Origin of the sequence: Vibrio kyushuensis (genome assembly GCF_050337325.1) — a bacterium.
In the GTDB taxonomy this organism is placed as follows: Bacteria; Pseudomonadota; Gammaproteobacteria; order Enterobacterales; family Vibrionaceae; genus Vibrio; species Vibrio kyushuensis.
In genome coordinates this window covers 1-15,664 of the sequence record NZ_JAKJSV010000013.1, presented here as the reverse complement: position 1 = coordinate 15,664, position 15,664 = coordinate 1, and the positions used below count along the sequence as shown (strand labels likewise).

Here is a 15,664-nt window from a genome sequence, read left to right as displayed (position 1 = left end):
AACTTACTCCTGAATCATGAAATCGGGTGAAATGTATGCAATAAATAGCATCTTTGGTACAGCCCAATATTTACGATCATGAATATCGTAAATAGAGCCCATGTATGACAGGACTTCAGGTGATCCTTGGTTATGGAGAACACGCTGATTTATAGCTTGAATCAGGGCTTCTTTATCTTCTTGGTTTCCAAATTCTTCAAGATCGGTAGGGGCAATATAAAGCTCTTTTTTGTTACTGCTGTTTCCTCGGTTTTGTCCAAGGTCCAAAAACAATCGATAAAAAACATTGCTGATATTGATCAGTTGAGTCCAATCAATAATGGCTAGTTCTGGAGAAGTTAATCCTTGGTCTGCTAGGCTACCTTGTGGGCTGTGTGTTGGTTGGTAAAAATTAAATACGGAATTGGCACCCAAAGGATATTGGTTAAATGATTCCTTATAGTTCATCGGGTCGTAGACGATATCGCCATTACCACCGGGATAGGCTTCCATCGAGCGATAAGCGTAGGTCATGGCAAGAATCGGCTCACGTACTTTTACCATATTGACGCTATTCGTGAGTAGAGTGTCTGGGTCGGTATAAATTGCTCTAATCACCGCTGCTAGGTCACCGCCTGTATTTACGAACTCAGAGGCGACGCGATAAACGTAGTTTGGTGTAGGGTTAGAGGTGGTTAGACGTTTTATCAACATGGTTGAGATAAAAGGAGCGATGTTTTGATGTTCAGTGATCTGTTTTAAAAACTGATCTAAATCTTGTTCCGCGGTTTGCCCTGGCGGATAGTATTGACCGAATACCCACTTTTCATCCATATCATGAAAAGAGTTATCTGTGACCATTGGCACTAATGTATTGCCATTATCAAGATCCCACCCCGTGAAGATGCGAGCGACATTCTCAATATCAAAATCTTCGTATGTTTCCTTGAGTGAACCATCAGGGTGAGTGTCAGGAGACCCATCAAGATTGAGCTCATGCAGACCGATGGTGAACAGTTGCATGACTTCTCTGGCGTAGTTTTGGTCGGGGGCTTGGCCTGTGACACTTTGAGGCTTATTGCCGTTCATTGTTAAGTATTGCCCCATCGCGGGGGAAAGCGTGATGGTGCGTAATAGCTGTTCGAAGTTACCAAAGGCATTATCAACTAAAGCATCGTAATAATTTGCTAACGCTTCGGCGTCACCTGCGAGATTGGCGTCCTTTTCGCTGACCACAAATATTTGGCTTAATGCAAAAGCAACTCTCTGACGAAGTTGGGCGTTATCCCAAAGTGCGATATCAAACCAAGCGCCAACGCGACACTCTTGATTAACGTTGCCATTATTTCTTGTCGTTGCTTGATGTTGAGCTTGCGGTAAATGGCTCATATAAGATTGATTGATCTGTTCGTTTATCCACACCGAACGGTCATCGAGTAGTTTGAAATCATCGAGTTCGGATTGGCGAACGCCCATGGTTGCCAAGTCCAGAAAGCGTGATGCCTGCTGGTGAGTTAAATTGTCCATATTATTCCCTCTAGCCAAAAGTAATGATATCCAAGTTTTGAATAACGCTATCCTGCGTTATGCGTCTGGATGTATTAACGATTAGTCGTGAGAAGGGAACTAAGCCAGTTGGAAGCAGAAGGTTTTCTAACAGTGTGAGATTGTGTAAGAAGTACAATGAAATGGCTGTTGTTGCATATTGAAATGTTTGATGTTGAGCTCCCTCTGCTTGTATGAATGCAAAGGTTTGATCGGTGCTGTGAATGAAATGAAAAGCTAAATTAGGTAAATGTACGCTGAAAAATTAGGTGAAAGGTTAGGGGATAATTTGAAGATAAGAGGGAAGAGCTTGGTATTATTACCAAGCTCTGAGTGTTTGTTTATGCTTTTTGCTTTCTCTTTTTATTATTACGGAACGCGTCAAAGGTAAACACAACCAGTGCGCCCCAAATAAAGGCAAAGGTTACGGTTTTATCTTGGGTAAACTCTTCGCCATACATGAGAACGGCGAGTAGCAACATCAAGCTAGGACCGATGTACTGGAAAAAGCCTAAAGTAGAGAGTTTGAGTCGAGTTGCTGCTCCTGTAAAACAGAGCAGTGGTAGGGTAGTAATAACTCCGGCCAATAACAGTAAGATATTTAAGCTGGTTTCATTATTGCTGAAACTCGATGTTGGTGAGTCCGCAATAAATAGCAGGTAGATTGCGGCGACGGGTAATAGAACCAAGGTTTCTATAAAGAGACCGGTTTGAGCATCCACACCAACCTTCTTACGCAGTAACCCATAAAGGCCAAAGCTCATCGCTAGGGTAATAGCAATAATGGGTACCGAGCCAAATGCGACCAATTGAACAATGACAGCACACGCCGCTAAAGCCACAGCAAACCACTGAAGATGGCGTAGCCGCTCACCAAGAAATATCATTCCAAGTAATACGTTTATTAACGGGTTGATGTAATAGCCTAAGCTCGCATCAAGCATACGATTTTCATTCACGGCCCAGATGAAGATAAGCCAGTTGAGCCCGATGACGACGGAGGTTGAGAGAAGGTACGCCATTTTAGGCTTGGATTTCATTACATCACGAACGTCACGCCAGCGACGTCCAACCTGCAATAATCCAGCTAGGAAGAAAAATGACCAAATAACACGGTGGCTAAGTATTTCTAAGGCAGACACACCATCAAGTGACTTAAAATAAATTGGCGCAATGCCCCACATTGTGTAGGCACCGATAGCAAACAAAATTCCTTGTCGCGTTCTTTGTTGGTCTTCTATCGTCATGAACTATCGCTTAATAATAAAGAGGAGGTAAGAAAGATCCGCAGTATACGAGTCGGTTATGAAATCGCCTAACGAAATTGCAGTTTAATTCCTCAGCGTTCCCCTCTACAATAGCGGGCCAAAAGCCCAACACTCGCGGCTTGATTCGACCCTTATTTGAGATATTGAATGACCTCCACCTTGCTTGCACAACAACCCGAAGCATCGCCACAAACTATTCTAGAAGATGTGTTTGGCTATCAACGTTTCCGTGAAGGTCAGCAAGAAGTGATAGAAGCAGCCTTAACGGGGCAAGATAGCGTCGTGATAATGCCAACGGGCGGAGGCAAGTCGCTCTGTTACCAAGTGCCTGCTCTGCTTCATTCTGGTCTTACTTTAGTTATTTCTCCGCTTATCTCTTTGATGAAAGATCAGGTAGACCAATTAAAGGCCGATGGAGTTGCGGCTGAGTGCGTGAACTCGACGATGTCGAGAGAGACATTGATTAGCGTGTATAACCGAATGCACAGCGGTGATATCAAATTGGTGTATGTCTCACCTGAGCGGGTGTTGATGCAGGACTTTATCGAGCGTCTGCAGAACATCAATTTATCGATGATAGCGGTTGATGAGGCACACTGTATATCTCAGTGGGGGCATGATTTCCGCCCTGAATATGCCGCGATAGGGCAGCTTAAAACTTATTTTCCTCATGTGCCTTTTATGGCGCTGACCGCCACTGCTGATGATGCAACGCGTGGTGATATCATCCAACGTCTTAATCTAGTTGAACCCCATGACTATCTGGGGAGTTTCGACAGACCGAATATCCATTACAACCTAGTTGAAAAACATAAACCAGTTTCTCAGATTATTCGATACGTACAGACCAACAAAGGTCAGTGCGGAATCATCTATTGTGGCAGTCGTAAAAAAGTAGAAATGGTCACTGAGAAGCTGTGCAACAATCATATTCGAGCAGCGGGTTATCACGCCGGTATGGACGTTGATGAACGTGCTTATGTACAAGAAGCGTTTCAGCGAGATGATATTCAGATTGTCGTTGCAACGGTAGCGTTCGGTATGGGCATCAACAAACCCAATGTGCGTTTTGTTGTTCACTTTGATATTCCACGTAACATTGAATCGTATTACCAAGAAACAGGCCGAGCAGGTCGAGATGGGTTGCCAGCGGAAGCGATGATGCTTTATGACCCAGCAGATATCGGTTGGCTACGTCGCATCTTAGATGAAAAGAACGATGGCCCGCAAAAGCAGGTTGAAACCCATAAGCTCAATGCAATGGTCGCTTTTGCTGAAGCTCAAACGTGTCGTCGTCAGGTACTGCTGAATTATTTTGGCGAGTACCGAGAAAAGCCGTGTGGCAATTGCGATGTCTGTGTCGATCCTCCTAAGCATTTTGATGCAACCAAAGAGGCGCAAAAAGCGCTCTCTTGTGTCTATCGTGTTAATCAGGGCTTTGGTATTGGCTATGTTGTAGAAGTACTGCGTGGCATGCAAAATATTCGAGTGAGAGAAAACGGTCACGACAAGCTCTCAACATATGGTTTAGGCCGAGATCATAGCCATGATTATTGGGTGAGTGTGTTTCGTCAGCTGATCCATAAGGGTTTGTTATCTCAGAATATTACGCGTAATTCGACCTTACAGCTCACCGAAGAAGCACGCCCAGTCTTGCGTGGTGAAATGGAACTAGAGCTGGCGGTACCTCGTTTAGATACCGCGGCAAGAAGCGCCAAATCCGATAAGCTATCAAGTAAAAACTACGACAAAAAACTGTTCGCGAAACTCCGTAAACTGCGTAAGAGCATTGCAGATGAAGATAGTCTGCCGCCTTATGTTGTCTTTAGTGACGCGACTCTGATTGATATGGCTGAGATCCTACCAACATCATACGGTGAGATGCTGGCTGTTAATGGAGTAGGGCAGCGCAAACTTGATAAGTACGCGGATGCCTTTTTAGACCTCATTCAAGAACATATAACGACTCATGGGTAATGTAACGATCATGGAAGATAAGAAAACAGAGTTTGGCTTAGCGACATACTTGGAGGACCAAGGGCGAATCTTGATCACCGCCCCAAGTTTTGATTTTGATAGTTTTCCAGCGCTTGGTGAACGCCTTGTTTCACTGTTGTCGGCAAGCGTTTTAGAGAAGCAGCGTGATGCGGATATTCATTCATGGTTGGTTGATTTTGAAGATTGTCATTTGTTTCTTAAAGCAGAGCACTACAGTGAGTCCATCTGGATTGAAGCTTTCGCGCCTAGTGAAGCAAAAGAAGAGCTCAAATACCTTAGTCAGCTATTTCGTAACGGATTTTAAGGTTAAACGTTTGCTTTTTATTTAACCGCATAGCGATGCTTGCAGCATCAGTTGGTTAATGTATAATCGCTCGCCGCTCAATTGAGCAAAATTATTTTATCATTGGTAAGGGCACAGAGGACAAACGTCATTCTGATGCTCGATTAGGGTTCCCTCGCCCCCTAACGAAACTAAAAAGGTCACGCATGAATCACTTTACTTCTGCGCAGCAGCGCAACGCCCTCTTTTTTTTGGTCTTATTCCATCTGATCATTATCGCATCGAGTAACTATTTGGTGCAGCTACCCTTTACTGTATTTGGTATGCACACCACTTGGGGCGCTTTTACTTTTCCCTTTATCTTCTTAGCAACAGATTTAACCGTTCGAGTGTTTGGTGCTCAACTAGCGCGTAGAATCATTTTCTTAGTGATGCTGCCAGCGCTCGTAGTGTCGTATCTGCTATCGGTGGTTTTCTTTGAAGGGCAATTCCAAGGTTTTGGTCAGCTAACCGAGTTTAATCTGTTTGTGGCACGTATTGCAGCAGCGAGCTTTATGGCTTATCTGCTAGGACAAATCTTAGATGTGCATGTCTTTAATCGCTTAAGACAGTTAAAACAGTGGTGGGTTGCGCCAACATGTTCAACGCTATTTGGTAATGCGCTAGATACGTTAGCCTTCTTTGCTATTGCGTTCTATCAGAGCCCTGATGCATTCATGGCGGAACATTGGGTCGAGATCGCGTTGGTGGATTACGGATTTAAGCTCATCATCAGTCTTGGCTTGTTTGTGCCTATGTACGGTGTGCTACTTAATTATTTGATTAAAAAACTGACGGCTGTAAATCCAGATTTTAAAGCGGTCGGTAGCGCTTAATAAAAGGTAAGTGCTCAATCGAGAGTCCTTGCTTATATAAAAGGCGAATGAACAGAAAAAAACCCAAGTGAATCACTTGGGCATTTTTATATGTTTCTTTTAGCAAATTGCGTAACGAGAGCTGTTTATTGGCTGGTGATGGTTAATGACCAACCAGCATCACTTTGGCGGCTCGCTTCAATCTCTAGTTCCGCGGCAGTGAGTGGATTGTCTAATAACCACTGTCCACAGATTGAGAGTTCAAGTTCATTATCGTTAGCATTAATCGCCACTTTCGGCTGATTGTCGCTATTACGTCGATGTGTGAGCAGGACTGACAATCGAACTAAACGTAAAATACGCTGACCACTTAGTGCGCTGACTGCGTGTTGCTCTGGCATTGCTGTGAGTTGTTCACGATAACGACGAGTAATTTCAGCAAGGCAGTGCTTCTGTGCCCGTGTATAACCTGGAAGATCGAGTTGTTGAAGCAAATAAGCGTTGTGCTTTCCTGCTTGTTTGAAATCGATGGTTAAACCAATTTCATGTAACTGACAGGCGGTATTCAGTAATGATTCACCTTGTGGTTCAGGTATCCACTTCTCACTATCAGACAGCTGTTTATCACATTGAGTCAGTAGCTCTGCTGCTGTGTCGGCAACCTGCTGTGCGTAGGCGCTGTCTATTTGATAGCGTTTTTGCACACTTGCGATAGTTCGCGAGCGAATATCACTTTGTCTAAGCTCTGGGGACATTTCATAGGCCATGCCTTCACGAAGTGCACCGCCAGCTAACGTCATCGACTCTATTTCTAATAGCTCAAAGATGGCAATTAAGATAGATAGACCACTTGGGAAAACCAGTGCTCGTTCTAGCGTTAACCCTTCTATTTCGAGCTCTTCTAATTGATCGGTCAGCATTGCTTGTTTTTGCAATCGCTTCAATTTGGCCAGTGTGATGACTTCATCCATGCCTTGAGCAAGCATGATCTCTTGCAGTGCTTGGACAGTGCCACTCGCACCAACACACACATCCCAACCTATTTGAGTATATTGCTCGAGTATTGGAGCAATAGTTTGTTTCGCGGCATTAATTGCCGAGTCAAAATTCTCTTGGCTTAACTCACGGTCTTGAAAGTGCTTTTCTAACCAAGTCACACAGCCCATTTTCAAGCTAGTGAGTGCTTTGGCGTCAAAACCCTTTCCAATGATAAGCTCGGTACTTGCACCACCAATATCAACAACTAAGCGACGGCCAATGCCACCGGAAGTATGCGCTACCCCTTGGTAAATCATTGCTGCTTCTTGTTCCCCTGAAATAACATTAATGTCATGACCGAGTATTTGGTTAGCTTTTTGAAGGAAAATATCCACATTGGTCGCAGTACGTAGTGTCGCGGTACCGACAATGCGAATATTTTCTTTGGGAATATCTTGAAGTCGCTCTGCAAATAAACTCAAACAATCCCAGCCACGCTGCATGGCTTCCTGACTTAACGCGTTGTTACCGTCTAGCCCTGATGCTAAACGAACTTTGCGTTTTATCTTGGCCATAGTCTGAACACTGCCATTGATATGACGCACAACGAGCATGTGAAAACTGTTCGACCCGAGGTCGATGGCAGCGTAAAACGGCGGTGAGACTGATTGATTCATAGTCGACTTAAGATTCCCTATCTATTGTGGACGTTGCTGACGCGGTCGACGGTTATGCGGTCGACGATTACCATTGCGCGGGCCGCCACTATTTGAACGACGTTGTTGTGGATTGCGAGTACGCATGCGAATCGGCGCAGGCAGATCTTCAATCAGAGCTGATGAATCATAATCAGATACTGGGATTGAGTGCTCAATATACTCTTCGATTGGTGGAAGATTAATTGCGTAATCTTCACAAGCGAAGCTGATTGAATGGCCACTTTCGCCAGCACGGCCGGTACGGCCAATACGGTGAACGTAATCTTCACAGTCGTCTGGTAAGTCGAAGTTGAATACGTGTGTTACTTGAGGGATATGCAGTCCACGAGCAGCAACGTCAGTCGCAACTAGGATATCAACTTCACCTTTGGTGAATTGCTCGAGAATTTTCTCACGCTTCTTCTGAGGAACGTCACCAGTTAGTAGACCTACACGGTGTCCATCAGCTGCAAGGTGTCCCCAAACTGAATCACACTTATATTTGGTATTAGCAAATACGATTGCGCGATCAGGCCACTCTTCTTCAATCAATGTTTGAAGCAGTGACATTTTATGTTCGTTAGAAGGGTAGAACAGCTCTTCTTGAATGCGGTGGCCAGTTTTACGTTCTGGTTCAACCACAACATGCTCTGGGTTGTGCATGTGTTCGAAAGCTAACTCTTGAACGCGGTATGAAAGCGTTGCTGAAAATAGCATGTTCAAACGTTCATTAGGTGCAGGCATGCGTCTAAACAAGAAACGGATGTCTTTAATAAAGCCAAGATCGAACATACGATCCGCTTCATCAAGCACAACAGCTTGAATGTGGTTTAGGTTAAATACCTTCTGCTTGTAGAAGTCGATAATACGACCTGTGGTGCCGATAAGGATATCAACGCCAGCTTCTAGCTTAGATACTTGCTTATCGTAGCTTTCGCCACCGTAAGCTAAACCTGCCTTTAGACCTGTGCTTTCAACTAGAGACGCAGCATCGTTATAGATCTGGATCGCTAATTCACGCGTTGGTGCCATAATGATCGCTCTAGGCTGGTTAGCTTTGCGACCTTCATGTTCAGGCGTAGTAAGTAGATGGTTAAAAGTAGCAGTGAGAAACGCTAAGGTTTTACCAGTGCCCGTTTGGGCCTGGCCTGCAATGTCTTGGCCGGTGAGCAGTACCGGCAACGCCAAGGCTTGGATAGGGGTACAAAATTCGAACCCACTTTTGTCCAATCCTTCAATGACTTGCGGCTTTAATCCGAAGTCGGCGAACTTTTGCTCTGTGATATGCGTCTTTTTCATCACTATAGAATATCAGCTTAAGCTTGCAATACGAAAGTAAATACATTCCAATAGGGCATCTATTTACTGGTTATCGTATAATCAGTTGAGAAAAATACATTGGAGTGGAAGATGAGTGACAAGATTTTGCAGCTAACAGATGATGGTTTTGATAACGACGTAATCAATGCTGCAGGCCCGGTTCTTGTGGATTTTTGGGCAGAATGGTGTGGTCCTTGTAAGATGATTGCCCCAATTCTTGATGAAATCGCAACGGAATACGAAGGCAAGCTCACTATCGGTAAATTAAATATCGACCAAAATGCTGGCATTCCGCCAAAGTTTGGTATTCGTGGAATCCCAACCTTACTATTATTTAAAGATGGCGCAGTCGCAGCAACTAAGGTTGGCGCACTATCAAAAACTCAATTAAAAGAGTTTTTAGACGCTAACTTATAAAGCAACATTGAAAAAGACCGTGCAGAATCAAAAAATGCACGGTTTTGTTTTTGATAGGCAACAAAATCTAGACTACGCTACTATTTAGTGATAATTTATTGCACGTAAATTATACAAGTGTTCACTTCTTGGTCGTTCCTGAGACCAAATCCATCTTAACTTAAAAAACAGATCCTATTTTGACTAAACAAACCACAATGAATCTAACAGAACTGAAGAACAGACCCGTGTCTGAGCTTGTAAAACTTAGCGAAACTCTTGGCTTAGAAAACCTTGCTCGCTTAAGAAAACAAGACATTATCTTCTCCATCCTAAAAGCACACGCGAAAAGCGGTGAAGACATCTTTGGCGATGGGGTTCTAGAAATACTTCAAGACGGTTTTGGATTTCTACGCAGCGCCGATTGTTCATACCTAGCTGGTCCCGATGATATCTACGTATCACCAAGCCAGATTCGTCGTTTCAACTTGCGTACTGGTGATTCAATTGCCGGAAAGATTCGCCCACCTAAAGATGGTGAACGTTACTTCGCGCTACTGAAAGTCAGCACGGTTAACCACGATCGCCCTGATAACGCACGTAACAAAATCCTGTTTGAGAACCTAACACCACTTCACGCGAACGAGCGTATGGTAATGGAAGCAGGTAACGGTGCGACAGAAGATATTACAGCTCGAATTTTAGATCTCGCTTCTCCTATCGGTAAAGGTCAGCGTGGTCTTATTGTTGCTCCGCCTAAAGCGGGTAAAACAATGTTGCTACAGAACATCGCTCAAAGCGTTGCTCGTAATCACCCTGAATGTGAATTGATGGTACTGCTTATCGATGAGCGTCCTGAAGAAGTAACTGAAATGCAACGCCTAGTTAAAGGTGAAGTCATCGCTTCAACGTTTGATGAGCCAGCGTCTCGTCACGTACAAGTTGCAGAGATGGTTATCGAAAAAGCGAAGCGTCTTGTTGAGCATAAGAAAGATGTAGTTATCCTACTTGATTCTATTACTCGTCTAGCACGTGCGTACAACACGGTAGTTCCATCATCTGGTAAAGTTCTTACTGGTGGTGTTGATGCTAACGCACTACATCGTCCAAAGCGTTTCTTTGGTGCAGCACGTAACGTGGAAGAGGGTGGTAGCTTAACAATTATCGCAACTGCTCTAGTTGATACGGGCTCTAAGATGGATGAAGTTATCTACGAAGAGTTTAAAGGTACTGGTAACATGGAACTGCACCTTAACCGTAAGATTTCAGAAAAACGCGTATTCCCAGCGATTGACTTCAACCGCTCAGGTACTCGTCGTGAAGAGCTTCTCACGAAGAAAGATGAATTACAAAAAATGTGGATTCTGCGCAAGATCGTTCACCCAATGGGCGAAATCGATGCAATGGAATTCCTCATTGATAAGCTTGCAATGACTAAGACAAATAATGAATTCTTTGATGCAATGCGTCGTCAAAAATAATTCGATAGATTTGTAAAAAACGCCACCGATTGTTCGGTGGCGTTTTTGTTTGCATTCTCTTTGTAAAGTGACACAATGGCTAGAAATGTTACAAGGAGGTTAATATGCGACAAGGACTGTTGTTATCTGTTCTCCTATTTTCAGTGCTGTTATTTAGGCCTGTGGTTGTCAATGCAACCCAGATGGAACCCATAACGGTTAAGCAGTGGCTGAAGGACGAACATATTCATCGCAAGGTGAGCGAGCTCATGCAGTATGTGGATGAAGATGAGCTTGATTCTCTAAAATTTGCACTAGAACGTTTAGCGTTACCTCAGCAAGAGGTTGCTCGTTTCGTTTTACTTGATGCTGTTGAAAAACAAAAGAGGGCATTGAGTCCTAAAATGGCGATGTTCTTGGAACGTCAGATCGCGCTTGTTCCTGTCTATCAGGTTTTGGAACGAGGAGATGGTTATGAATTTGTGGTCCCTGCATTTAATTACCCAGCGACAGCAAGCCGATTACTGAAACAGTGGCAGCAAGATCAAACAACCTTAGGGTTTATACTTACCGCAGAACGCAAAGAGCTAAACTTGCAACAATGGCTAAGCGGCAGTGATTATCAACTTAAAACGCGTGAATCACTTCTTATTCGCGAACTCAATAGCCTATCACCAGAAGCCGTCCTTGCACTGACGGAACAACTGACCTCTCAAACGATCACCAGTTGGCTTCCTTCATCTAGAGTTATGGTGCAGTTAGCGAAAGCCAGTAAAAGCCCTGAGGTCTATCAATTACTGTGGCGAATGCGAGCTGATTTCCAGAGTGAATCCGAGCTAGTACGCTTGGCGAATTTAGACGATGACTTTTCAATCTCACAAGTGATGATGGCTTCTAGTAATCCTGTGTTAAAAGAACAAGCGTTGACGGCTCTCACTAAAATCAAGCCAATGAGCGAGGATGTTAAACAGTTCTTAATGGCTAAAATGCGAGTGGCGGAAGATGCCACATTAGTCGCGTCTGAGCTAGAAAGGCAGGGCTATCGAAGCTGGCTAGAAGAGCTCGTTGACAGCAAGAATGGATTGAATACTAAAGCTATTTTACAAGTGTTATCACATTAATCGATAGCGAAGCACCTATTAAAAGGAAAGAAGGATCGAGAGTTCCTTTTTTTGATATACTGCTGGCAGTTTAATCAATAGATAGAAGTTCTATGAGTTTTAAGGATTTACGCGATTTCGTCGACCATCTTGAAAGCAAGGGGTTGTTAAAGCGCATTACTCACCCTGTTGACCCTCATTATGAGATGACAGAAATCAGCGATCGTACTTTGCGAGCGGGCGGCCCCGCATTGCTGTTTGAAAATCCCATTGGTTATCAAATCCCAGTGCTCACCAACTTATTTGGTACCGCAGAGCGTGTTGCCATTGGTATGGGTAGGAATGAAGTCAAAGAATTACGCGAAGTGGGTAAGTTACTGGCGTATTTAAAAGAGCCAGAGCCACCAAAAGGCTTTAAAGACGCCATTGATAAAATACCGGTATTTAAGCAAGTACTTAATATGCCTGTTAAGCGTTTACGAAAAGCGCCGTGCCAAGAGATTGTATGGCAAGGTGATGATGTCGATCTTGATAAAGTTCCGGTGATGAGTTGCTGGCAGGATGATGTTGCACCTTTACTGACTTGGGGGCTAACGGTAACAAAAGGTCCGAATAAGAAACGTCAAAACTTAGGGATCTATCGTCAACAGAAGCTTGGCAAAAATAAAATTATTATGCGCTGGCTTGCTCATCGAGGCGGTGCATTAGATCTACGTGACTGGATGGAAACAAATCCAGGAGAACCATTCCCGATATCGGTAGCATTTGGTGCTGATCCTGCGACCATTTTAGGCGCGGTGACTCCTGTTCCAGATTCACTATCTGAATATGCCTTTGCCGGTTTATTACGTGGTAGTAAAACTGAAGTTGTAAAATCAATCAGTAATGAACTGGACGTTCCTGCGAGCGCTGAAATTGTGCTCGAAGGGTATATCGATTCAAATGAGTTTGCTGATGAAGGTCCGTATGGGGATCATACCGGCTACTACAATGAAAAAGAGAAGCATCACGTATTTACTATCACGCATATAACGATGCGAAAAGATCCGATTTATCACAGCACTTACACCGGGCGCCCACCTGATGAACCTGCGGTACTTGGTGTAGCCCTAAATGAGGTTTTTGTTCCTATACTTCAAAAGCAGTTTCCAGAGATCGAAGACTTCTATCTTCCTCCGGAAGGTTGCTCGTATCGTATGGCTGTTGTCACGATGAAGAAACAGTATCCGGGGCATTCGAAGCGCGTGATGATGGGAGTATGGTCGTTCCTACGTCAATTTATGTACACCAAGTTTGTTATTGTATGTGACGAAGATGTCAACGCGAGAGATTGGCAGCAGGTTAGTGATGCGATGACTTTGAATATGGATCCATCGTACGATACGACTATGATTGAAAGTACGCCAATTGATTCTCTCGACTTTGCATCACCCGTTGCCGGCCTTGGCTCTAAAATGGGATTAGATGCCACCAAGAAATGGTCAGCTGAAATGGAGCTGTCAGGATGTGCCTATCTTGACGAAGAATTATCGCCAATACCACAGAGCGATGTAGATTCTCTTGTAGCCCAGTTAAAATCTGAGCATAACGAAATTATTGATGTTTATCTGCCTCAAGGTACTCGTCCGAACGGTATGGCTATTATAGCTATTAATAAAGAGAGAGCGGGGCAGGCTCCTTTATTGATAAAAAGTGCTATAGCGTTATTGAATACAAAGATGCAGATAAAGTTCGTCGTTGTTTGCGATGAGGATGTTGACGTTACCGATTGGAATGATGTTATCTGGGCGGTGACAACACGCATGGATCCATCACGTGACTCGCTTTCCATCATAAACGAGGAACCTGATGGGACGAAACAATCCATAATGGGTTTAGACGCGACGAATAAATGTCAGCAAGAGGTTCGCCGTGAATGGGGTGTCCCTATCAAAAAAGATCCACAGCTTGTCGAAAAAATCGATAAGGTTTGGGATGAACTAGCCATTCTATGAGCTATTTCGTCACCGTACTGCCAAATGACATCACATTTGAAGTACAAGAAAAACAGACTGTTTTGGAAGCAGCGCTCAGCAATAATGTAAGTCTTCCAAATCGTTGCCAAGTAGGTGCGTGTGCAATGTGCATGTGTAAAAAGTTAACTGGTGAAGTAAGTTATCACCTTGAACCTATGCTTACAGAGAATGAGCAGCTTCAAGGTTGGATATTTCCTTGCCAAGCCTTTGCGGAAAGTAATTTAGTACTTACTTATTCCGAGTAAGTAAGAGGAAGACCATGACCATTAAATGTAAAGTAAAATCCATTAAGCCATTAGCATGCAACACATACCAAATTCTGTTGCACCCTGAAACTCCAGTCTCATTTAAAGCTGGTCAATACTTAATGGTTGAAATGGGAGAAAGTGATAAGCGTCCTTTCTCTATTGCTAGTAGCCCTTGCCGACATCAAGGTGAACTTGAACTTCATATTGGCGCAGCTGAACATAATGCGTATGCAATCGAAGTTGTCGAGCTAATGACTAAAGCATTGGATAACGACTCTTCTATTAACATCGATGCACCACACGGAACAGCATGGATCAAAGAGGAAAGTGAACGCCCACTATTACTGATTGCTGGCGGAACGGGCTTTAGCTACGTGCGCTCTATTCTTGATCACTGCGTTAGTATTGATAAGGCTTCACCTATCTATTTGTATTGGGGAGCGAAAAGCAGCGATCAGTTGTATGCAAAAGAAGAAATTGCACAGATTGCAGCAACTCACAGCAATATACATTTTATTCCTGTCATTGAAGATGCGGATAAAGAGTGGACTGGTAAAGCTGGTAATGTACTTCAAGCGATTAATGAAGATTTTGATTCTTTAGCAGAATACGATATCTATATAGCGGGTCGTTTTGAAATGGCTGGTGCAGCTAGAGATCAATTTACTCAGAATAAAGAAGCGAAAAGCGATCACATGTACGCCGATGCCTACGCTTTCATATAAAAAAGTTAGTGAAATGTAATTAAAAAGAGAGCTTTAAGCTCTCTTTTTTGATGGTTTGATGCATTAATAGCCAAAAGAGTCTTATTTTTAAATTATTAACGAAAAAGCCTTGCGTCTTTGTTGGGTCTGTCTATAATGCGCAACCACTGAGACGGCAGACGCCACAAGGCTTCAGCGGTAATCAGTTAGACGGAAAGTCAGAAAGGATTAAATTTCAAAAAGTGTTTGACACTGAAACTTAAATCGATAGAATGGCCGTCCGCTTAGAGAAGAAGACTTCGATAAGCAACGCTCTTTAACAATTTAAACCTATCAATCTGTGTGGGCACTCGTTGATGAAAATCCAAAATGTTTTCTTCTCTTTTTATAAAGAGCGGTAAAACAGTTTCTTCGGAAACACTTGGGCTTCAATGAACTGAGTGACCAATACGAATAACTTCGGTTATTTGGCACAGTCAATTCATTACCATTCTGTTGGAATGGTAATAGCTTTAAAGTTACATATTTACTTCGGTAAATATTAGTTTTGAAGTCAGTATTCATTGAGCCGACAAAATCTTAAATTGAAGAGTTTGATCATGGCTCAGATTGAACGCTGGCGGCAGGCCTAACACATGCAAGTCGAGCGGAAACGAGAAGTAGCTTGCTACTTCGGCGTCGAGCGGCGGACGGGTGAGTAATGCCTAGGAAGTTGCCCAGTAGAGGGGGATAACCATTGGAAACGATGGCTAATACCGCATATTCTCTTTGGAGCAAAGCAGGGGACCTTCGGGCCTTGCGCTATTGGATACGCACGC

13 protein-coding genes and 1 rRNA gene are annotated in these 15,664 nt (G+C 43.6%); 10 read left to right on the top strand and 4 right to left on the bottom strand.

Annotated elements, in window-relative coordinates; translation table 11 throughout:
- Positions 1-3 precede the first annotated feature (3 nt).
- Positions 4-1,506, bottom strand: coding sequence for a DUF1800 family protein (locus L4D20_RS21650; protein ID WP_428803672.1), 1,503 nt, complete (start codon positions 1,504-1,506; stop codon positions 4-6).
- A gap of 359 nt (positions 1,507-1,865) precedes the next feature.
- The gene (gene rarD, locus L4D20_RS21645) at positions 1,866-2,771 is read right to left on the bottom strand and encodes an EamA family transporter RarD (protein WP_428803671.1); all 906 of its coding nucleotides are present in this window, start codon (positions 2,769-2,771) and stop codon (positions 1,866-1,868) included.
- Positions 2,772-2,939: 168 nt separating this feature from the next.
- On the opposite strand from rarD, the gene recQ reads away from it, so the two are divergent.
- From recQ to L4D20_RS21630, 3 genes are all read left to right on the top strand, one after another.
- Positions 2,940-4,769, top strand: a complete 1,830-nt coding sequence (recQ, locus tag L4D20_RS21640) for an ATP-dependent DNA helicase RecQ (protein ID WP_428803670.1) — start codon at positions 2,940-2,942, stop codon at positions 4,767-4,769.
- Between the two features lie 10 nt (positions 4,770-4,779).
- Complete coding sequence (locus L4D20_RS21635; RefSeq protein WP_428803669.1) at positions 4,780-5,094, top strand: DUF3630 family protein; 315 nt, start codon at positions 4,780-4,782, stop codon at positions 5,092-5,094.
- Between the two features lie 185 nt (positions 5,095-5,279).
- Positions 5,280-5,948 (top strand): 7-cyano-7-deazaguanine/7-aminomethyl-7-deazaguanine transporter, encoded by a 669-nt coding sequence (locus L4D20_RS21630; RefSeq protein ID WP_428803668.1) that lies wholly within the window; start codon positions 5,280-5,282, stop codon positions 5,946-5,948.
- A gap of 125 nt (positions 5,949-6,073) precedes the next feature.
- On the opposite strand, the gene gppA is transcribed toward L4D20_RS21630, so the two are convergent.
- Together gppA and rhlB are read right to left on the bottom strand one after the other, a co-directional pair.
- Complete coding sequence (gene gppA / locus L4D20_RS21625; protein ID WP_428803667.1) at positions 6,074-7,582, bottom strand: guanosine-5'-triphosphate,3'-diphosphate diphosphatase; 1,509 nt, start codon at positions 7,580-7,582, stop codon at positions 6,074-6,076.
- 21 nt (positions 7,583-7,603) lie between these two features.
- Positions 7,604-8,902: an ATP-dependent RNA helicase RhlB gene (rhlB, locus tag L4D20_RS21620; RefSeq protein ID WP_428803666.1), complete on the bottom strand. Its 1,299-nt coding sequence runs from the start codon at positions 8,900-8,902 to the stop codon at positions 7,604-7,606.
- A 111-nt stretch (positions 8,903-9,013) separates the two neighbouring features.
- Here rhlB and trxA point away from each other — a divergent pair, with 111 nt between their 5' ends.
- The 7 genes from trxA to L4D20_RS21585 all read left to right on the top strand — a co-directional run.
- Positions 9,014-9,340: a thioredoxin TrxA gene (gene trxA / locus L4D20_RS21615; RefSeq protein ID WP_017036005.1), complete on the top strand. Its 327-nt coding sequence runs from the start codon at positions 9,014-9,016 to the stop codon at positions 9,338-9,340.
- A 197-nt stretch (positions 9,341-9,537) separates the two neighbouring features.
- Positions 9,538-10,800, top strand: coding sequence for a transcription termination factor Rho (gene rho, locus L4D20_RS21610; protein WP_428803665.1), 1,263 nt, complete (start codon positions 9,538-9,540; stop codon positions 10,798-10,800).
- A 104-nt stretch (positions 10,801-10,904) separates the two neighbouring features.
- Positions 10,905-11,900 (top strand): hypothetical protein, encoded by a 996-nt coding sequence (locus L4D20_RS21605; RefSeq protein WP_428803664.1) that lies wholly within the window; start codon positions 10,905-10,907, stop codon positions 11,898-11,900.
- 92 nt (positions 11,901-11,992) lie between these two features.
- Complete coding sequence (gene ubiD / locus L4D20_RS21600) at positions 11,993-13,873, top strand: 4-hydroxy-3-polyprenylbenzoate decarboxylase (RefSeq protein ID WP_428803663.1); 1,881 nt, start codon at positions 11,993-11,995, stop codon at positions 13,871-13,873.
- A complete protein-coding gene (locus L4D20_RS21595; RefSeq protein WP_428803662.1) occupies positions 13,870-14,139 on the top strand; it encodes a 2Fe-2S iron-sulfur cluster-binding protein in 270 nt (89 codons plus the stop codon). The genes ubiD and L4D20_RS21595 overlap by 4 nt, the downstream gene beginning before the upstream one ends.
- Before the next feature lie 14 nt (positions 14,140-14,153).
- Positions 14,154-14,867: an NAD(P)H-flavin reductase gene (gene fre / locus L4D20_RS21590; RefSeq protein WP_428803661.1), complete on the top strand. Its 714-nt coding sequence runs from the start codon at positions 14,154-14,156 to the stop codon at positions 14,865-14,867.
- Positions 14,868-15,427: 560 nt separating this feature from the next.
- A 16S ribosomal RNA gene (locus L4D20_RS21585) occupies positions 15,428-15,664 on the top strand; the annotation flags it as partial.